This window comes from Campylobacter sp. IFREMER_LSEM_CL2101, assembly GCF_025771825.1.
GTDB lineage: Bacteria > Campylobacterota > Campylobacteria > Campylobacterales > Campylobacteraceae > Campylobacter_D > Campylobacter_D lari_C.
Genome location: NZ_JAKMQZ010000002.1, coordinates 49,458 through 69,047 on the forward strand (window position 1 = coordinate 49,458; position 19,590 = coordinate 69,047).

The window sequence follows — 19,590 nt, forward strand, 5'->3', positions numbered from 1 at the left end:
TTATTTAAAGCCGATTAACATACAATAAGTTTATGAAAAGAAATTTAGAAATTAAAAAATTATTTTTAGAGCATTTTGGAGAGGCAAAAACAGAATTAGTTTTTAGTAATGCTTATGAACTTATAGTTTGTGTTATGCTTTCAGCTCAATGCACTGATAAAAGGGTTAATCTCATCACGCCGGCTTTATTTAAAGCTTATCCTAGTGTGCAAGATTTAGCTAAGGCAAATTTATCATCTTTAAAGCTTTTGATTAATTCTTGCTCATTTTATAATAATAAAGCACAAAATTTAATCAAAATGGCTCAAGCAGTTTGTGAGCAATTTAATGGCGAAATTCCTATGAATGAGCAAGATTTAAAAACTCTAGCAGGTGTAGGACAAAAAACCGCACATGTAGTGATGATAGAATGGTGTGGGGCTAATTGTATGGCTGTAGATACCCATGTATTTAGAGTTTCTCACAGACTTAATCTTAGCAAAGCCAAAACCCCTGAAGAAACTGAAAAAGACTTAACTAAAATTTTTCAAGATAATCTAAACTATCTTCATCAAGCCATGGTGCTTTTTGGACGTTATACATGTAAAGCCAAAAATCCTTTATGTAAAGAGTGTTTTTTAAATCATTTATGTAAGAGCAAAGATAAAAAATTAATCTAGCACCAAATTAGTGCTAGATGATTTTAATGAAAGAATGGTAGATACAAGAAAGCATTAATCACTAAAGCATTTACTATATCTATGAAAAATGCACCTACTAAAGGCACAATAATAAATGCCATATGGCTCATACCATAGTGATTTGTTACAGTTTGCATATTTACCATAGCTGTTGGAGTAGCACCTAAACCAAAACCACAATGTCCTGCTGCTAAAACTGCTGCATCATAGTCTTTTCCACATACTCTAAAGGTTACAAATATAGCAAAAGCAGCCATCATAGCAACTTGTACTACTAAAATTACTAGCATCGGTAGTGCAAGGGTTACTAGATCCCAAAGATTAATAGTCATTAGTGCTAAAGCTAAGAATAAAGACAAGCTTACATTACCTAAAACTGATACTTCTCTATCAAACACATGATGAATTTTTGTAGCTGATAAAACATTTCTTAAAACAACACCCACAAAAAGACAATACACAAAAGTTGGTAAAGTAAAACCTGTATTTGTTTTAATATAAGTAGATAAAGCATTACCTATTAATAAACATAAAGCAATCAATGCTAAAGACTCTATAAAAGAAGATGGGGTGATTAATCTTTCTTTTTCTGGAGATTGGAAATTTAAAATCGCATCTTTATCATCATTTTGTTTTGGAACTACTAATTTGTATTTATTAACCAAATATCTTGCAACAGGTCCACCTATGATACCACCTGAGATAAGCCCAAAAGTCGCACAAGCAATAGCAACAGTAGTTGCACTAGAATACAAATAAGGTTCTTTAATAAATTCAGCTGCCCAAGCTGCACCTGTTCCATGACCACCACTCATTGTAACAGAACCTGCTATAAGCCCCATTAGTGGATTTTGCCCCATAGCACTTGCCACACCTATACCAACTATATTTTGAGCAAAAAGCAAGCCTACAACTACTACTAAAAAAATTGCTAACTTTTTACCGCCTTTTTTTAATGAAGCAAAATCAGCCAACAAACCAATACTTGAAAAAAATGCAAGCATTAGCGGATCTTTCATAGATTCATCAAATTTAATATTTAATGAAAAAGAACTATGTAAAATTAAAAGAATAATCGCAGCTATTCCACCACCAACAACTGGCTCAGGGATATTATAATCACGAAGAAATTTTACCCTTTTAATGACAAAAACGCCCAAAAGCAATACTATAACCATAGTAACTAGCGTTGCATAAAAATCAAATTTCATACCTCTCCTTTGTTTGATTTATTCACCAATTGTATTCTAAATGACTTTAAAACAACGCAAATAAATATTATTCTTTACTTAAAATATTACAAAATGAAACATTTTTAAGTCTTTTCTACTCTGAAATTAATACTATATTATGATACAAATTAATATTTTTAAGCAAAGATAGTTTTGCTCTACTAAGCTCTTGGAATGAATTAATAAGCAAAGCATCCGCATCAAGATAATCTTTTAGCTCATTACGCCCTAGTTCGTATTTTTCAAAATATAATTGTGTAATTTTTGCTTGGTTAGTATTGATATCTTTTACTAAATTTAACAAATCATTATAGTATTTATCATTTTCATAACAAAGTTTAAACTCATGGATGGCTCTTTGCAATGCGTCTTTATACTCATATAAGCGTGCTTGGTATGTAAATTCAGAAATTTTTACATTTTGTCTTACTCTATAAAAGTCCAAAAATGGTAAGTCAATAACAACATTACCTCCTAAGATTAAAAATTTAAAACTCTCATCAATATTTTTATCACTCCCATCTAAATTTCCTAATATTTTTATACTAGGCAAAATACTTTTTTGCACACTTGCATAATCTTTATAAGAAGCCATAAGTTGATTTAGCTTTGCTTGAACTTGTGGTCTATAAGCAAGCATTTTTAGCTCTATATCAAAATTAATTTTTTGCAATGAAAAATCTTCAAGAGTATAATTTAGCATTTTATTAATCAAAAACTCATCATCTTTACCTAGCAAATCTTTTATATTTTTAAGTGTTAAATCTTTATTTTGCAAATTTGTAATGATATTTTGTTTAGTATTTAATAAAGACTTTTTGATATTTAAAAGATCAATATATTCAACCTTGCCATAATCAAATTTAGTAGTATAAATTTCTAGCATTTGCTCAAGATTTTTTAAATGATTGTTTAGTAAGCGATCTACATCGTTAAAATAAATCAATTCAAAAATACTGTTAATCGCTAAATTAATAGTATCAAGCTCCAAAGAACGCAACTCATATTCGCTTGCTTTTGCTAAAAATTCAGAACTAGCAACTTGATCTGAAATTTTGCCATATATATCAAGCTCATAATTTAACATAATGCCATTTGAGAAACTATGCATTTCTGTGCCATTGTTTAAATTTTTTCTTATATTAGCACCTAAATTTCCACTCAAAGTAGGATAAAGATCTAAATTTAAAAGCTTATATCTAGCTAAAGTGCTTAAAAAATTAATTCTTGCTACATTTAGATCTTTGTTGTTATCAATAATAGCTTTTAAGATATTATTTAAATCTTGATTATTATATTTTTCCCACCAAGCCTTGCTTGCATTAAAATCTTCAAAATATTCTTTTTTTATTTGCTCTTGAGATACTTGCTCTAATTTTACACCTACACAAGCATTTAAAAAAAAGGCTACAAAAAACAATAAAAATATTCTCATCTCATTCCTTTGATAAAGCACTAATAGGATTTAAATTTGCTGCATTTTTTGCTGGAAAAAATCCAAAAACCACTCCGATTAAAACTGAACTTAAAAGCCCTAAAAATACTGAATTTAATGAAAGTATCATCGTAAAACCAAAATTTAAAGAATTAAATACCTCAATGATAATAAAAGAAAGCATTACTCCAAAAATAGCTCCCAAAGAACAAATCAATACAGCTTCGATTAAAAACTGCATTAAAATATCTTCTTTTCTAGCTCCAATAGCCATTCTAACTCCAATTTCTCTTGTGCGCTCACTTACTGAAACAAGCATGATATTCATCACACCAATACCACCTACTATCAAAGATACCACCGCAATAGAAGAAATGAGTAAAGTTAAAGTAGCAGTATTTTCCTCAATAGCATTTTTAATCGCGTCAGAATTTATAGTGAAAAAATCTTTTTTTCCGCGTTTAATCTCTAAAATTTTTACCATAGCCTCCTCAGCTAAAGCAGGATTTACCTCATCTTTTACCTTAGTTACTATGGCTCTTATTTGTTTATCCCCTGTGATTTTATTCATCAAAGTAGAATAAGGAGTATAAATTTTAATAGTATTTTCATCAGCTCTAAAGCCTTTATTATCTCTTTCTTTTTTTAAAACACCGACTATGGTTAAAGGCTGTTTGTTAAAAATCACGCTTTTACCTAAAACATCTTTAGCACTGATATTATCAAATAAAATTCTCAAAGCATTTTCATCTATAATGCAAATATTAGTATTATCTTTTATATCCTCATTATTAATAAATCTACCATCTACCATCACAAAACCTCTAAGTCTTAGATGATTTGGCCCTACTCCATAAATTCTAGCTTGTAAAGAATTATTCTTATAAGTTACTACTCCTATTTTGCCTACATCTGCTTCTACTGCTTCTAAATAAGGCAAAGAGCTTAAGGTTTTTAAATCACTTAAATTTAGTCTTGTTCTACCTGATCTAATATCTCCCAAGCCACGCCCTGAAACAACTTCTATGGTATTAGTCCCAATAGAGCTAATAGAAGCAAGTATATTTTGTTGGGCTCCAAGTCCTAAAGCAACCACGCAAACTACTGAAGCTATACCTATAATAATACCAAGCATAGTAAGCAAAGAACGTAGCTTGTGTGCTACAATAGAAGCTATGGACATTTTTAAACTTTCAAAAAGCTGATTTTTAAGCAAATTAAAGCTTTTTTTCTCTTTTGGCATTAACTTAGCTTTTATTTCATCTGCTTTTTTTGCACCATTATCGCTTATAATCTTACCATCTTTAATTTCTATAACTCTTTTTGCTCTAGCAGCTATTTCTCTATCATGAGTGACTAAAACTACAGTGTGTCCTTGATCGTTTAGTTTATTTAAAATTTCTAAAACTATCTTACCGCTTTTAGAATCAAGCGCACCCGTTGGCTCATCTGCTAAAATAAGCTCACCACCATTCATCAAAGCTCTTGCTATGGAAACTCTTTGCTGCTGTCCACCACTTAGCTCATTTGGCTTTGATAATTCTTTGTGATCAAGCTCTAAAAAAGAAAGTAATTCTTTAGCCTTTTGTGATCTTTCATGTTTGTTTTTACCTGCATAAACAGCAGGCAAGGCCACATTATCTTTAGCATTTAAAAGACTAAGCAAATTATATCTTTGGAATATAAAACCAATTTTTTCGCGTCTAATCCTTGCTTTTTCATCTTTACTTAAATTAGTTACTTCATATGCATCTAAAAAATATTTTCCACTACTTGGTTCATCAAGTGTGCCTATAATATTTAAAAGAGAGGTTTTTCCACTACCTGATTGCCCTATAATGGCTACAAATTCTCCCTTTTGAATATAAAGATTAATATTTTCTAAAATAGTTGTATTATTAATCTTTTTTTGTATATTTTCTAAACATATCATTTTTTATTTTTACCTATAATAACTAAATCACCCTCATTAATACCATCTAAAATTTGAGTGTTTAAACTATCTTTAATACCTAATTTAACAGGTGTCTTCACGCTTATATTATTTGCTTTTAAAATTTCTACATAATAACCACTTGTATCGCTTTTTATAGCTAAAGTTGGTATAACTAAAGTATTATTTTCTGTTTTAATGGCAATTTCATTTTCTGTGCTCATACCTATGCGTAAAAAATTATTATCATTTTTTACAAAAACCCTTGCATAATAATACACAGCGCTAGTGCTAGTACTTGAGTTTGAGTTTAAATTTGTATTGCTTGTTGCATCACTTATGGTAGTATTTGCTGGATCTATACTTGAAATAGTTGCTTCATATTTTTTATCAGGCTCATTTAAAATGCTAAATTTTACCTTTTTTCCAACACTAATTTTATTAATATCAGCTTCAGCTATTTGCATACGAATTTCCATTTCACTTAAATCGGCCAAGCGCACTATACTTGGTGTATTTTGGTTTGCATTTACAGTTTGCCCCTCTTCAACCGCTACATTAATAATCTCACCCTTACTAGGTGCGGTTATAGTAGTATAAGCTAAATCTTTTTGAGCATTTTTTAAAGAAATTTCAAGTTGAGTAGTTTGAGCTTTTAAATCAGCCACATTTGCTCTTAAGGCATAAAAAGTATTTTTAAGATTTTCAAGATTTTCTAAGGAAGTAGCCTTTTTAGCATAAAGCTTTTGTTCTCTTTGGTATTGTTTAGTAGCTATATCAAGAGCGATTTTTTTACTTTCTAAATTTGCCTTTGCGCTTTCAAGCTGAGCTTTGGTAATATCTAAATCATTTTGTTGCTTATCTTTATCAATTTGTGCGATTAAATCACCCTCATTAACATGATCACCTAATTTTACATAAAGTTTAGTAATTTGCCCACTAACTTGTGCACCAACATCAACTTGGGTTTTTGCATAAACTTCGCCAATTGCTTCTATACTTTGAGTGATGTCTTGTTTTTTAACTTCATAAGTTAGATAATTATATTCTTCCTTATTTGCAAAAAAGAAAAAATACACCCCTATAATGAGTATAATCAAAAATATACTTAAATAAATTATTTTTTTCATTGTAATCCTTTAAAATCATATAATAAAACATTTGTATGAAGTAAAAATAAAATTGTAACAATAAAATATAATTTTAACAATTTTAAAGCTTATAAGATATAAGATAAATCAAAAAAAAGGAAAAATAATGCAAGATTATTTAAATTTAATGCAAAATCGCTCTTCTATTAGAGCTTACACCCAAGAAAAAATTTCTAAAGAGAAATTAGAATATATCTTAGAATGCGCTAGATTATCTCCTAGCTCCTTAGGACTTGAACCTTGGAAATTCTTAGTTTTTCAAAAAGATGAACATAAAAAAGAAATTGCTAAAATAGCTAATAACCAAAGCCATGTAGCAAATTGCGCTGCTATTATAGTTGTAATCTCAAGGGCTGATTTTAAGGATTATTTTAAAGAAAAACTAAAAAAGAGAGGTTTAAGCCAAGAAGAATTAAACAAACGCTTGCAAACTTATAAGCCATTTTTAGACGCAATGGATTTAGAACAAAGTTTTATTTATGCAAAAGAACAAAGTTATCTTGCTATTGCAAATATTATTAATGCTGCTTATAGTTTAAATTTGGGCTCATGTATCATCGGCGGCTTTGATAAAGATAAAATCAATCAATATTTAAATTTAAACACTACTAAACAAAGAGTATCTATGCTCATTACTCTAGGACATACCCAAGAAAATATTAGCACAGAAAAAGTTCGTTTTGCATTTGATGAAGTGGTAGAATTTAAAGATTAATCAAATATCAAAACTCCATTTAAATTTTATATAATAAAATAATATTTTTAAAATAAAATGGAGTTTTAAATGCAAGGAAATTTCTTAAAGATTTTTGGCGTATTGCCATTTTTAGCAGTGGCTTTTATTAACGCTTTTGTAGATTTAGGACACAAAATCATTATACAAAATACCATTTATAAATTTTATGAAGATAGCACCCAACTTTTTTTAACCGCTATTGTCAATGCTTTGATGCTTTTACCTTTCATCCTTATGCTTTCACCATCTGGATTTTTAGCAGATAAATTTCCTAAAAATAAAATCATGAAAATATCTGCATTATTTTCAGTAATATTAACTTGTATTATTTGTTTGTGTTATTATCTTGGAGCATTTTGGCTTGCTTTTGTAATGACTTTTATCATGGGAGTGCAATCTGCCTTATACTCTCCTGCAAAATATGGTTTTATAAAAGAATTAGTAGGAAAAGAGCTTTTAGCTATGGGAAATGGAGCTGTCAATGCAGTAAGTATTGTGGCTATTTTAGCGGGTATGGCGGTATTTTCTCTAAGCTTTGAAATGCTTTTTGAGCCAAATTTTAACACTCCTTCAGATATTTTAACGCAAATTGCACCTTTGGGTTTTGTATTAATAGCTTTTGCTGTATTAGAACTTTTTTTAGCTTATAAACTTCCTAGCTTAAAAGAAGAAGATAAAAATTTAAGCTTTGATAAAAAACAATATTTCCAAGGAAAGCTTTTAGCCTCTAATTTAAAAACAATATTTTCTCATAAAATCATTTGGCTTTGCATTGTAGGAATTTCACTTTTTTGGGCCATATCACAACTTTATTTAGTGAGTTTTCCTGTATATGCAAAAAACGATCTTTTCATAGAAAATACCTTTTATGTACAATGCTCTTTAGCTTTTTCTGGTATAGGAGTGATTATAGGATCGCTTATTAGTGGTAAGTTTTCTAAAAATTACATCGAATTAGGTCTTATACCACTAGGTGCTTTAGGGATTTTTCTAATGAGTATTTTAATGCCATTTTTAGAAAACTTACTAAGTTATAGTGTAGTGTTTTTTATTTTTGGTTTAAGCGGGGCATTTTTTATCATACCTTTAAACTCTCTAATACAATTTCATGCAAAAGAAAATGAACTAGGAAAAGTCTTAGCAGGAAATAATTTTATACAAAATATTTTTATGTTAGGCTTTTTGACACTAGCTACTTTTGCTGCATATGCTAAAATTGAAGTGATAAATTTGTTTTATTTTATCATCGCTGTGGCATTTTTTGGAAGCATTTATGTGTTAAGTAAATTGCCTTTTTCTTTAGTGCGTTTATTAATGAGTATAGCGTTTTTTCAACGCTATCGTTTATTAGTAGAAGGTTTTGAAAATATTCCTGAAAAAGGTGGAGCATTATTACTTGGTAATCATATATCTTTTATAGATTGGGCTATTGTGCAAATGGCTATACCAAGAAAAATTTATTTTGTTATGGAAAAAAGCATTTATTCTAAGTGGTATATTAGAATTTTTCTTGATAAATTTGGAGTTATTCCTGTTTCAAGTGCTTCTAGTAAATCAAGCTTAGAGCTTATTGCTATGCATATTAAAAACGGAAATTTAGTTTGTCTTTTCCCAGAAGGAGTACTCTCACGCCATGGACAGCTTAATGAATTTAAAGGTGGATTTGAGTTAGTTGGCTCAAAATTAGAAGAACAAGATGGAGTGATTTTGCCTTTTTATATTAGAGGACTTTGGGGAAGTGCTTTTTCAAGAAGTGATGAAGAATTTTCAGCAAGAAATCGTAAAATAAGCAAAAGAAAAATCGCTATTGCTTTTGGAAAAAGCTTACCAATACACACTAAAAAAGAAGTGGTTAAAACAAAAGTTTTTGAACTTTCTTTTATTGCTTGGAAATCTCAATGTGAAAGTATGCATACTATAGCCAGAGCTTGGATAGATAGCGCTAAAAGAAATTTAAGTCAAATAGCTATTGTTGATCCTTTAATAGGTGGTATTACTTATAGAAAAATGCTTGCTTTAAGTTTGGTTTTTAGCTCTTTCATAAAAGATAGATCGCATGAGTTAAATATACAACCTACCCAAGGAAGCTATGCTCCAAAAGAAGAATGCGTAGGAATTTTACTCCCTGCTTCTATGGCTAGCTCTCTTTGTAATCTAGCTGTATTACTTGCAAATAAAATCGTGGTAAATTTAAATTTCACAGCAGGTATAAAAGCGATTAATCAAGCCATTCAAAGTTCTCAAATTCAACAAATTTATACTTCTAGAAAATTTATGGAAAAATTAGAAAATAAAGGTATAAAACTAGAATTTGAAGAGCATGTTAGAATTATTTTCATGGAAGATGTTATCGCAAGCTTTAAAAGACAAAAGCTCAAAATCTTTTCTATGCTTGCTTTAGTAAGTATCTTACCTACTTGTTTAATAAAAGCATTATTTGCGCCTAATAAACAAAACCTTGCCATAGCTGCTATATTATTTAGTAGTGGTAGCGAGGGAACACCTAAAGGAGTAATGCTAAATAATCGTAATATTTTAAGCAATATAGCTCAAATTTCAGATGTATTATGTGCAAAAAATGAAGATGTTGTCTTATCTTCTTTGCCACCTTTTCATGCTTTTGGATTAACTGTAACTACTTTTATGCCTTTATTAGAAGGGATTAAAAGCATAACACATGCTGACCCAACAGATGCACTAGGTGTAGCAAAAGCTATAGTAAAAAACAATGTTAGCATTATGTGTGCTACTTCAACTTTTCTAGGTATTTATGCAAGAAATAAAAAACTTGATGCGATTATGTTTGAAAGCTTAAGGATTATCGTCTCAGGTGCTGAAAAACTTAAAAGCGAAGTAAGAAGCGCCTTTGAAATGAAATTTAAAAAACCTATTTTTGAAGGCTATGGAGCCACTGAAACCACTCCGGTTGCAAGTGTGAATTTACCGAATAAATTTGATCCTGACTATTGGATTTTACACCGTGCAAATAAAGAAGGTAGTGTAGGTATGCCTTTACCAGGAAGCGCTATACGCATAGTAGATCCATCTACTTATGAAAGTTTAAATCATGGAGAAGATGGATTAATACTCATTGGTGGTCATCAGGTTATGGTGGGTTATTTAAACAATAAAGAAAAAACCGATGAAGTTATCAAAGAAATCGATGGCATACGCTGGTATAATACTGGAGATAAAGGCCATGTAGATGAGGATGGCTTTTTATATATAGTAGATCGTTATTCTCGTTTTGCAAAAATTGGTGGAGAAATGATATCTTTAGGAGCTTTAGAAGAAGAAATTGCTAAATTTATCAATACAGATGTGGTAAAATTTTGTGCAGTAGCACTAGATGATGATAAAAAAGGTGAAATGGTATGCTTATTAGTAGAATGTCAAGATCAAGACTTTGAAGGAATTTGTGAAGCGATTAAAAACTCTACTATGCCTGCTATTTTTAAACCAAGTAAATATTTTAAAGTAGAACAAATTCCGCTTTTAGGTTCTGGCAAAGTGGATTTAAAAGGCGCTAAAGATTTAGCTAAAATCTTGCAAACTCATTAAAATAAGCCTTTGGCTTATTTTAATTCTAAACTAATTTTATAATAGAATTTTCTATTTTATTTATCTTACTATATAAGCTAGCCTTTTTTAAATTTTATTAATGAATTTTACTAAAGTTTTTATATTTCATTATCATTTTTTTGATACATTTACACATTAAAAATATTAAAAAGGGAAATAATGAAAATTTTTGATATGGTAGTTATTGGTGCTGGCCCTGCAGGTATTGCAGCGGGAGTAGAAGCTAAAATAAAAAATAAAGAAGTTATTGTTTTAGAAAAAGCTGATGCGATTTGTCAAACATTAGTAAAATTTTACAAAGAAGGCAAAAGAGTAGACAAAGCTTATAAAGGTTGTGATAGCACAAATCACGGGCATATAAATTTTGAAGATGGAACTAGAGAAAGTACGATAGAAACTTTCCAAAATGCTATCAAAGAGCATAATCTTGAAGTAAAGCTTTCTAGTGAAGTTGAAAGTGTTAAAAAAGATGGAGAAAATTTCATCGTTAGCACTGCAAATGAAAATTATATTTGCAAAAATGCAGTTATTGCCATAGGTAGAATGGGTAAACCAAATAAACCAAGCTATACTTTACCTATAACTTTAACAAAAATCATCAATTTTAATGCAAATTCGGCAAGCCAAGGTGAAAAAATCTTAGTTGTAGGTGGTGGAAATTCAGCAGCAGAATACGCTATAGATTTAGCTAAAAATAATGATGTGACGCTTTGCTACAGAAGAGAAACTTTCTCAAGATTAAACGATATTAATCTAGAAGATATTCAAAAAGCTTTTGAACAAGGTAGTGTAAAAGCAAAACTTGGCATAGATATAACTAGCATTGAAGATGAAAGCGGTAAAGCTAAAGTAAATTTTACTAATGACACAAATGAAATTTATGATCGTATCATTTATGCTATTGGTGGTTCAACTCCACTTGATTTCTTACAAAAATGCTCTATAGAAGTTGATGAAAAAGGCGTGCCAAGCTTTGATGAAAATAAAGAAAGTAATGTAAAAGGATTATTCGTAGCAGGTGATATAGCGAGTAAAAACGGAGCTTCTATTGTAGTAGGTTTAAATGATTCATTTAAAATCTGCGATCATCTTTATAAATGCTAAAACTCTTTCAATATTCAAAAGGCTATCGTTATAATAATGATAGCCTTTTACTTTTTGACTTTTTATCTAAATATAATTTAAAAGGAAATATCCTTGATATAGGATGTGGTTGTGGAATTTTAGGACTTTTGATAAAGCAAAAATTTCCAAATTCAAAAGTTTATCTACTAGATATCCAAGAGCAAAATATCAAACTAAGTTATAAAAATGCTAAAGAAAATAAACTTGAAATTCAAGGCATTTGCGAAGACTTTTTAAACTATAAAAGTGATATAAAATTTGATTTTTTGATCTCTAATCCTCCATTTTATAAAAAAAATACACAAAAAAGCCAAGATTTGCATTTATGTATATCAAGATATCAAGAATTTATGCCACTTGAGAAGATGTTTGCTAAAATAAATACTTTTATCAAGCCAAATGGTAGTTTTTTTATGTGTTATGAGGCAAGTTTTTTGGATGAAATTTGCGCTTATTTAAAACAATTTAAATTAAAACTAGTTTCACTTCAATGTGTTCATACTAATGCACAAACTAACGCAAGACTTGTTTTAATGCATATTAAAAAAAATAGCAAAAGTCCTTGCGCGATAATGCCTACACTTTTTATGTATGAAAATGATGTTTTAAATCCAAAAATTAGTGAAATTTATGAAAATACAGGAACTATAAGCTATGATGTGTGAAAAAGGTTTTGATTATTCTTTTGATGAAAGTGCTTGTGAAAAATGTGGTGGGAAATGTTGCACTGGAGAAAGTGGGTATATCTATGCTAGCAAAGAAGAACTAGAGGCTATTGCTAGTTTTTTAAATTTAAGCTTTGAAGCCTTTAAAGAGCAATACCTCATCAAAGTTGGGTTTAAATATAGCTTTAAAGAAGTAAAGTATGAAAATGGCTATCGTTGTATTTTTTTTGATACAATGTATAAAAAATGTTTAATTTACAAGCATAGACCAAAACAATGTAGAACTTTTCCATTTTGGGAGTATTTTAAAACACACAAAGAGGAGTTAAAAAAAGAATGTATAGGGGTTTGCTTTCACTAATTATAGTTTTTATCCTAACAAGCCTTGCTTTAGCTAAAGGTGAAGATAAAATCCTACAAGCACTTATTTATGAAGAGCATGGGCAATTTCAAAAAGCATGTGATATTTATACAAATTTATTTCATGAAAATAATGAAAGTATTTATTTGCAAAAGGCTTTACTTTTAGCTTTAAGTGCTAATTTAAAACAAAAAGACGAGCTTTTAAAAGCTTCTAAAGACTTTTTAGAACACACAGCTATTGCAAGATTAAATGCTTTATATTTTTTTGAAATAGGAGATTATAAACAAGCTGAAGCTATACTTTATAAACTCATTAAAGAAGAACAAGATTATAGAAATTATGAAATACTAGGCGATATTTTTGCTAAAAAAGCTTTATATACTAAAGCTTTAGAGCAATACAATCTTGCTTATAAACTTTTTGAACATGAAAATTTATTGCTTAAAATAGTTGAAGTTAATATCAAAAATAAAAATATCAACCAAGCTAAAAAAGCTTTAGAAGAATTTATAAAAAACTCACACTGTACCCTTAAAACATGCACCCTACTTTTAAAAATTTATCAAGAGCAAAAAGATTATAAAGCAAGTATTCAAACCCTTGAAAAACTATATAAACTCAACAATGATATTAAATATATATATGCTATGATAGAATTACTAGTACAAGAAAAAAATTATACTCAGGCTCTAAATTTAACCCAAAAATATAACATAAATCCTGATACTAAAATTTTCTTATACACACAAACAAAAGATTATGAAAAAGCTTATGAAATAGCTTTAAAACATTATGAACTTAGCAAAGATAAAAAATATCTTTCTATGGCAGGTGTTTTAGAATTTGAAATTCATATGGATCCTAAAAGTAAAAAAGTCACGGACCCAAAAATTCTAGCCTCTATCATGAAAAAATTTGAACAAAGCGTAGATGTGCGCAGTGATGCTTTATATCAAAACTACTATGGCTATGCTTTAATTGAATATGATATTGATATAGCCAAAGGTATGGAGCTAGTAGGCTGGGCGCTTGAACAAGAACCACAAAATCTTTACTATCTTGATTCTTTGGCTTGGGGGTATTATAAACTTAAAGATTGCAAAAAGGCTTATGAAATTTTGCAAAAAACACTGCATGATACAGAATTTTCAAGCTCAGATGAAAGTAAAGAACATTTAAAGGCCATCGAAAAATGTTTAAAGCAATAGATTTAAAAAATCATTTTTCAAAAACACAAAAAATTCTTGAAAGTAAAAAAGAAATTTTTCCTTATGATATGTTAGGCAGAAGTCTAGCTTCTAATGCCTTTTATCCTAAAGATATTTACACACTTTTACTTGAAGGAAAACTTTCACATTTTTTATATTCTAAAGATTTAAATTTTAATCATGAAAATTTTGATGCCATCATCTTACCAACAAGTCCTTTGCTTAATCAAGACATACAAATTTTAAGTCTTTTTAGACGCTATCATGAAAAACCTATTGTACAATTTGATTTTATTTTTGATGAATATCAAATTTTAGAAAGCTTAGTATATGGGGCTGATGCGTTTATTGTATTTCCCAAAATGCTAAAAACTATGCAACTAAAAAAACTTTATAATTTTGCAATACATCTTGGCTTAGAGGCCATTTTTTACCTTGAAAGCAAAAGCGATCTTAATAATGCTATTTTAGCAGGAGCTAGAATTTTTTTATTAGAAGATGAAAAGCTATTACCTTTGATACCAAAAAACAAAGCTCTTATAAGTAAAAATATTAAAAATCTACATGCTTGCATAAAGGAGAATTGATGGAGTATTTATACGCACCTTGGAGGGATGTTTATTTTAACAATAAAGATAAAAATTTTTGCCCTTTTTGTCATTGTAAGCATGAACTTAATGAAGATGAAAAACTTGGAGTGATTTTTAGAGCTAAAGAATGTTTTGGCATTATGAATAAATACCCTTATAGTCCTGGTCATTTTATGATTATCCCTTATGAGCATTTAGAAAATATAGAAGATTTAAGTGATGATACATGGCTAGAAATTAGCCATTTTGTGCGTATTGGAGTTAAAATTTTAAAAGAAAACTTTCACGCTAAAGGTGTTAATATAGGTATGAATTTAGGCAGTGCAGCAGGAGCTGGCATAGCACCACATTGTCATTATCATTTAATCCCAAGATGGCAAGGCGATACAAATTTTATCACTACCATAGGACAAACTAGAGTTTGCGGGAGTGATTTAGAAAAAGTTTATACCACCTTATGTAAAGCTTTTAAAGACTATGTATAAAGAAGTTGATTTTGAAAATTTTTTAAAATTTAATTTTGATCTTTTAATTGATGCAAGAAGTCCCAAAGAATACAAACTTGCTCATATAAAATCTGCGCAAAATTACTACGCACTCAATGATAATGAATTTGAAGAAATAGGCACGCTTTATAAGAAAAACAAAGGCTTAGCTAAAGCAAAAGGTGCAAGTTATATTTGTAAAAATATGAGCGAGCATATTAATAAAATTTATCAAAATTATAAAATAGGCTCTTTGGTGGGAATTTATTGCGCAAGAGGTGGTAAAAGATCAAAAGCTATTGCTTTAATCTTAGCCGAACTTGGTTATAGAGTTGTAAGATTAGAAGGTGGATATAAAGCTTATAGAAGTTATGTGAGTGAGTTTTTTAGAAAAGATTTAAATATTGAGTTTTTATGCCTTTGTGGTAATACAGCAAGTGGTAAAAGTGATTTAATCCAAACTTTAGATAATGCTTTAAATTTAGAAAAACTAGCCAACCACCAAGGATCTAGTTTTGGTAAAATTTATGGAGAACAACCAAGCCAAAAAGCCTTTGAAGATGAATTGTTTTATTTTTTAAAAGATTATACTTATAAAACTTGTTTTATAGAAGCTGAAAGCAGACAAATTGGAAATTTAACTATCCCGCTAAATTTATACAATAGCATGCAAAAAGCTAAGAAAATTTGGTGTGAATGCGACATGAATTTACGCATTCAAAGAGTTTTAAAAAACTATACTCCAATGGATAAAAAAGTATTTTATCAATGTGTTGAAAAAATATCACCTTATATCAGCAAGGATTTTAAGCTAAAACTTTGTCAAAATTATGAAGAAAACAATTTAGAACTTTGTGTAAAAATGCTTTTTGAATATTATGATAAAGTATATAAAAAACCTTCAAAAATTGATTATTTTATCAATAGTTCTAATTTAGATGAAGCTAAAAAACATCTTATGAGTTTAAACTCATAAGATTGTGTTTACAAAGATAATAAAAATAATACTTGAAAGAATTCCAGCAACTGGTAAGGTAATCACCCATGCTAAACCAATAGGTTTCATCATAGCCCATTTAGCATCTTTATTAAATACCCCTATACCTAAAATAGCACCGATTAAAATATGGGTTGAGCTAACTGGGATTCCAAGTTGGGTAGCTAAAAGTATAACAATACTTGCGCCAAGTTCAGCACTAAAGCCTGTTGTTGGTTTAATTTCAGCAAGTTTTGAACCCACAGTTTGAATAACTTCTTTACCCAAAAACCAAAGTCCAATAACCAAAGCTATACCAAACATAAGCATCACAGCAAATGGCACTGGCGAGCTAGGATTAATGGTGTTGTTTTTAAGTACATCTAAAATAGCAGCAAATGGTCCAAGAGCGTTAGCTATATCATTAGCTCCATGTGAAAAAGCAAAACTTGAAGCAGTAAAAATTTGAAACCACGAAAAAATCTTTTCTATGGTCTTATTAACCTGAGTTTTTTTCATCAACCTCACAACTGCTAAAGTAACAATATAAGCAAAAATAGAAATAATCGAAACTATCCATAAATTTTGCATTACATCTAAAGTAGAAACATTATTTAAACCCTTAAATAAAAACATAGAAGCAATAGTCAATGCACCTACACCTGCTATTAGTGGAACGTGAAATTTCATTCTTGAGAAAACATCTATGTTTTTTTCTTTTTCTTTTAATTCTTTGATTTTTAACTTATATTCACTTCTTTTTTCATCATCATCTAAAACAATAGCACTAAGTTCTTTGATTTGCTCTTCTTGGCTTTTGTTTTTTAAATTTTTAAAATATTCTTCTTTAAAAGCCTTTTTTTCTTTTTTAATTTCTTTTACCACAAGAGTTATTTCCTCTGATGGCTTTAAGATTTTTTTATAAATATAAGCATAAATTAAATATGCCACAAGCCCGCCAAGCAAAGGCGAAATAACCCAACTCATAGCTATTTTATAAATACCATTCCAATTTACCATAGATAATGCTTGATCTTGATCAAAAAATACAAAGCCCATAGCAATACTTGAACCTACAATACCTCCTATAATACTATGAGTAGTAGAAACTGGAAGTCCTTTTTTGGTCGCTACAAAAAGCCAAATTCCTGAACTTAATAAAGCTGAGAGCATTACGCATACAAACACCATAGGATTAATCCCATCAGGTAAAACTACTATACCACTTCTTATAGTATTTGTTACTTCCCCACCTGCAAACACAGCCCCGCTTAATTCAAACACCGCTGCAATAATCAAAGCTTGTTTTATAGTAACTGTTTTAGCGCCTACGCTAGTACCAAATGAATTTGCTACATCATTACCACCAACGTTAAAGGCCATAAAAATACCAAATATACTAGCAAGGATAAATAATATCATGGAATTATTAGGAATATAATTATATCCCCAAACAAAAAAGCATAAAACACTCACAATAAAAATAAAAAATGCAATAGCATTATCTTTACTCAAGCATTCTCCTTAAGAATTTATTTTAATGAATTAATTTTAGTAACTTTTACTTAGTTTTTTCTTTGATTTTTAAAAATTGCAAAGCAGATTTTACTGCTTGCATATAACTTTGTAAATTAATTTTTTCATTTTTATAAGCCCTATCATAAGCTGTACCATGATCAACACTAGTGCGAATTATAGGTAAATTTAAACTTACATTGATACTTTTTTCAAAATACAAAGCCTTTAAAGGAGCTAAGCCTACATCATGATACATACTCACTAAATACTTGCATTTACTTAGTGCAAAAGGAGTAAAAGCACTATCAGCCACCAAAGGCTCACTTAAATAAATATTTTCCTTACAAGAAAGTTCTTTTTCTTTTTGACTTAAAAAATCTTCATTTTCTAAATTTTGCAAATTCAACGCGTAATCTTTTAAAAATACACTTGCCATTCTTATAGCTTTTTTTATTTCCCTCTCTTCTTCTCCACCTATTACACCATTATCACTTGCATGAGGGTTAAAACTTAAAACACCAATTTTCTCAAATAAAGTGCATTGATAAAAATTAATTAAAAATTGCGCAAGCTCAAAAGCCTTAATCTCTTTATAAACATCTCTTAAAGCCATATGCTCAGTATATAAAGCCACAAAAAGTTCATCACACCCTAACATCATAATAGCATCTTGTTTGAAAAAACCTCTTAGTGCCTCAGTATGACCTTTATAACCCACTCCCCCCATTTGCCAAGTTTTTTTATTAATCGGTAAAGTTACTAAAGCATCTAAAAACAAATGCGTGCAATAACTAGCTCCTTCAAAACTTAAAAAAGAATAAACCCCACTTTTAGCGTCTAAATTCGCAGGATTTAACTCAAAATCAAAATCAATAATTTTGCTAGCTTGATATGAAAACTCATAAATTAAAAAATTTTCTTTTTCTTCTTTAAAACTAAATTGTGGTTTTGAAGCATTAGAAATTTCAACTAAATTGATTTTAGATTTAGGATTTATTTTCAAAAGTTTATTTGCTTTTTGAAATAATTCATAATGCACAAAATAATAAGGCTCGCAAATTTTTACTAGCTCATCATGACAAGCTAATAAAATTTGCATACCTATGCCATTTAAATCCCCTATGCTAATGGCAATTTTTTTCATCTTTTAATCAAAGCTTTCATTTGCAATATAGCTTTTTCTAAGCCTATAAAAACCGATCTTGCTACTATACTTTGGCCTATATTTAACTCTTCTATTTCTAAAATATCTACAATATTTTTTACATTTTTATAATTAAGTCCATGTCCAGCAGCTACTCTTAAATTTAAACTCTTAGCCAAACTTGCACTTTGTCTTAATCTTTGGAGTTCGTTTTCTAAAAGCTTTTTGAGTTCATTTTTGCTTAAAATTAATTCAGGCAATGCATAAGAAGTTTGATTGATATTAGTATATAGTGCATTATAAATATTAGCATACAAACCTGTATGAAGCTCTATAAAATCAGCATTTAAAGAAGATGATTTTTTAATATCTTCTAAATTTGGATCAATAAATAAAGAAACTTCGATTTGCTCTTGTTTTAAAGCATTAATGGCTTCTTGTAATTTTTCATTGTCTAAATTTAAACCGCCTTCTGTTGTAAGTTCTTGTCTTTTTTCAGGCACTAAAGTAACGCGTGAGGGTTTGTATTTTAAAGCATATTCTATCATATCAATAGAGCATTCTAAATTCACTACACATTTGCAATATTTTAAGATATTTTCTAAATCAAACTCATTAGCATGGCGACGATCTTCTCTCACATGGATAGTGATTTGATCAGCTAAATTTGCACTCAAAAACGCAGCCTCAAGCAAATCAGGATCATTTACTTTTCTAGCTTCTCTTAAAACTGCTATATGATCGATATTAACCCCTAAAAGCATAA

The 19,590-nt window shown here is 29.4% G+C and carries 17 protein-coding genes; 10 read left to right on the forward strand and 7 right to left on the reverse strand.

All coding sequences use genetic code 11. The annotated features are described in order from the left end of the window. The first annotated feature begins 32 nt into the window (after positions 1-32). On the forward strand, positions 33-659 hold the full coding sequence (gene nth / locus L8V88_RS01580) for an endonuclease III (protein ID WP_263726507.1): 627 nt from the start codon (positions 33-35) through the stop codon (positions 657-659). A 23-nt stretch (positions 660-682) separates the two neighbouring features. Here nth and gltS read toward each other — a convergent pair whose 3' ends face one another. From gltS to L8V88_RS01600, 4 genes are all read right to left on the reverse strand, one after another. Next, positions 683-1,891 carry a sodium/glutamate symporter gene (gltS, locus tag L8V88_RS01585; protein ID WP_263677566.1) on the reverse strand — a complete coding sequence of 403 codons (1,209 nt, stop codon included), beginning with the start codon at positions 1,889-1,891 and terminating at the stop codon, positions 683-685. A 115-nt stretch (positions 1,892-2,006) separates the two neighbouring features. Next, entirely contained in the window at positions 2,007-3,347 is a 1,341-nt protein-coding gene (locus tag L8V88_RS01590) for a TolC family protein (RefSeq protein ID WP_263726508.1), read from the reverse strand. A gap of 1 nt (position 3,348) precedes the next feature. Then, entirely contained in the window at positions 3,349-5,280 is a 1,932-nt protein-coding gene (locus tag L8V88_RS01595; protein WP_263726509.1) for an ABC transporter permease, read from the reverse strand. Continuing rightward, on the reverse strand, positions 5,277-6,410 hold the full coding sequence (locus tag L8V88_RS01600; protein WP_263726510.1) for an efflux RND transporter periplasmic adaptor subunit: 1,134 nt from the start codon (positions 6,408-6,410) through the stop codon (positions 5,277-5,279). Before L8V88_RS01600 ends, L8V88_RS01595 begins: the two co-directional genes overlap by 4 nt. A 127-nt stretch (positions 6,411-6,537) precedes the next feature. Between L8V88_RS01600 and L8V88_RS01605 the strand changes: the two genes are divergently transcribed. The 9 genes from L8V88_RS01605 (at position 6,538) to mnmH (ending at position 16,162) form a co-directional block, all read left to right on the forward strand. Then, positions 6,538-7,146 (forward strand): NAD(P)H-dependent oxidoreductase, encoded by a 609-nt coding sequence (locus tag L8V88_RS01605; protein ID WP_263726511.1) that lies wholly within the window; start codon positions 6,538-6,540, stop codon positions 7,144-7,146. Positions 7,147-7,215: 69 nt separating this feature from the next. Next, positions 7,216-10,728, forward strand: a complete 3,513-nt coding sequence (locus L8V88_RS01610) for an acyl-[ACP]--phospholipid O-acyltransferase (RefSeq protein ID WP_263726512.1) — start codon at positions 7,216-7,218, stop codon at positions 10,726-10,728. Between the two features lie 180 nt (positions 10,729-10,908). Continuing rightward, the gene (locus L8V88_RS01615) at positions 10,909-11,853 is read left to right on the forward strand and encodes an NAD(P)-binding domain-containing protein (RefSeq protein WP_263726513.1); all 945 of its coding nucleotides are present in this window, start codon (positions 10,909-10,911) and stop codon (positions 11,851-11,853) included. Further along, the gene (locus L8V88_RS01620) at positions 11,847-12,539 is read left to right on the forward strand and encodes a tRNA1(Val) (adenine(37)-N6)-methyltransferase (RefSeq protein ID WP_263726514.1); all 693 of its coding nucleotides are present in this window, start codon (positions 11,847-11,849) and stop codon (positions 12,537-12,539) included. Before L8V88_RS01615 ends, L8V88_RS01620 begins: the two co-directional genes overlap by 7 nt. Then, complete coding sequence (locus L8V88_RS01625; protein WP_257936479.1) at positions 12,529-12,900, forward strand: YkgJ family cysteine cluster protein; 372 nt, start codon at positions 12,529-12,531, stop codon at positions 12,898-12,900. Before L8V88_RS01620 ends, L8V88_RS01625 begins: the two co-directional genes overlap by 11 nt. Further along, positions 12,876-14,111, forward strand: a complete 1,236-nt coding sequence (locus tag L8V88_RS01630; protein WP_263726515.1) for a tetratricopeptide repeat protein — start codon at positions 12,876-12,878, stop codon at positions 14,109-14,111. Before L8V88_RS01625 ends, L8V88_RS01630 begins: the two co-directional genes overlap by 25 nt. Next, a complete protein-coding gene (locus L8V88_RS01635; RefSeq protein WP_263726516.1) occupies positions 14,096-14,698 on the forward strand; it encodes an indole-3-glycerol-phosphate synthase TrpC in 603 nt (200 codons plus the stop codon). The genes L8V88_RS01630 and L8V88_RS01635 overlap by 16 nt, the downstream gene beginning before the upstream one ends. Beyond that, complete coding sequence (locus tag L8V88_RS01640; RefSeq protein ID WP_257396669.1) at positions 14,698-15,186, forward strand: HIT family protein; 489 nt, start codon at positions 14,698-14,700, stop codon at positions 15,184-15,186. Before L8V88_RS01635 ends, L8V88_RS01640 begins: the two co-directional genes overlap by 1 nt. Continuing rightward, the gene (gene mnmH, locus L8V88_RS01645; protein WP_263726517.1) at positions 15,179-16,162 is read left to right on the forward strand and encodes a tRNA 2-selenouridine(34) synthase MnmH; all 984 of its coding nucleotides are present in this window, start codon (positions 15,179-15,181) and stop codon (positions 16,160-16,162) included. The genes L8V88_RS01640 and mnmH overlap by 8 nt, the downstream gene beginning before the upstream one ends. Here the strand turns inward: mnmH and L8V88_RS01650 are convergent. From L8V88_RS01650 to L8V88_RS01660, 3 genes are read right to left on the reverse strand one after another with little or no spacing between them, the layout of a single operon-like run. Continuing rightward, positions 16,157-17,677, reverse strand: a complete 1,521-nt coding sequence (locus tag L8V88_RS01650) for an inorganic phosphate transporter (RefSeq protein WP_263702059.1) — start codon at positions 17,675-17,677, stop codon at positions 16,157-16,159. The genes mnmH and L8V88_RS01650 overlap by 6 nt on opposite strands. Before the next feature lie 46 nt (positions 17,678-17,723). After that, positions 17,724-18,824: a 4-hydroxythreonine-4-phosphate dehydrogenase gene (gene pdxA / locus L8V88_RS01655; protein WP_263726518.1), complete on the reverse strand. Its 1,101-nt coding sequence runs from the start codon at positions 18,822-18,824 to the stop codon at positions 17,724-17,726. Continuing rightward, on the reverse strand, positions 18,821-19,588 hold the full coding sequence (locus L8V88_RS01660) for a pyridoxine 5'-phosphate synthase (RefSeq protein WP_263726519.1): 768 nt from the start codon (positions 19,586-19,588) through the stop codon (positions 18,821-18,823). The genes pdxA and L8V88_RS01660 overlap by 4 nt, the downstream gene beginning before the upstream one ends. Between the last annotated feature and the right edge of the window lie 2 nt (positions 19,589-19,590).

Bases quoted from the DNA above. Each gene is read 5' to 3' on its own strand.
- nth (WP_263726507.1), top strand. From the start codon at position 33: ATGAAAAGAAATTTAGAAATTAAAAAATTATTTTTAGAGCATTTTGGA.
- gltS (WP_263677566.1), bottom strand. From the start codon at position 1,891: ATGAAATTTGATTTTTATGCAACGCTAGTTACTATGGTTATAGTATTG.
- L8V88_RS01590 (WP_263726508.1), bottom strand. From the start codon at position 3,347: ATGAGAATATTTTTATTGTTTTTTGTAGCCTTTTTTTTAAATGCTTGT.
- L8V88_RS01595 (WP_263726509.1), bottom strand. From the start codon at position 5,280: ATGATATGTTTAGAAAATATACAAAAAAAGATTAATAATACAACTATT.
- L8V88_RS01600 (WP_263726510.1), bottom strand. From the start codon at position 6,410: ATGAAAAAAATAATTTATTTAAGTATATTTTTGATTATACTCATTATA.
- L8V88_RS01605 (WP_263726511.1), top strand. From the start codon at position 6,538: ATGCAAGATTATTTAAATTTAATGCAAAATCGCTCTTCTATTAGAGCT.
- L8V88_RS01610 (WP_263726512.1), top strand. From the start codon at position 7,216: ATGCAAGGAAATTTCTTAAAGATTTTTGGCGTATTGCCATTTTTAGCA.
- L8V88_RS01615 (WP_263726513.1), top strand. From the start codon at position 10,909: ATGAAAATTTTTGATATGGTAGTTATTGGTGCTGGCCCTGCAGGTATT.
- L8V88_RS01620 (WP_263726514.1), top strand. From the start codon at position 11,847: ATGCTAAAACTCTTTCAATATTCAAAAGGCTATCGTTATAATAATGAT.
- L8V88_RS01625 (WP_257936479.1), top strand. From the start codon at position 12,529: ATGATGTGTGAAAAAGGTTTTGATTATTCTTTTGATGAAAGTGCTTGT.
- L8V88_RS01630 (WP_263726515.1), top strand. From the start codon at position 12,876: ATGTATAGGGGTTTGCTTTCACTAATTATAGTTTTTATCCTAACAAGC.
- L8V88_RS01635 (WP_263726516.1), top strand. From the start codon at position 14,096: ATGTTTAAAGCAATAGATTTAAAAAATCATTTTTCAAAAACACAAAAA.
- L8V88_RS01640 (WP_257396669.1), top strand. From the start codon at position 14,698: ATGGAGTATTTATACGCACCTTGGAGGGATGTTTATTTTAACAATAAA.
- mnmH (WP_263726517.1), top strand. From the start codon at position 15,179: ATGTATAAAGAAGTTGATTTTGAAAATTTTTTAAAATTTAATTTTGAT.
- pdxA (WP_263726518.1), bottom strand. From the start codon at position 18,824: ATGAAAAAAATTGCCATTAGCATAGGGGATTTAAATGGCATAGGTATG.
- L8V88_RS01660 (WP_263726519.1), bottom strand. From the start codon at position 19,588: ATGCTTTTAGGGGTTAATATCGATCATATAGCAGTTTTAAGAGAAGCT.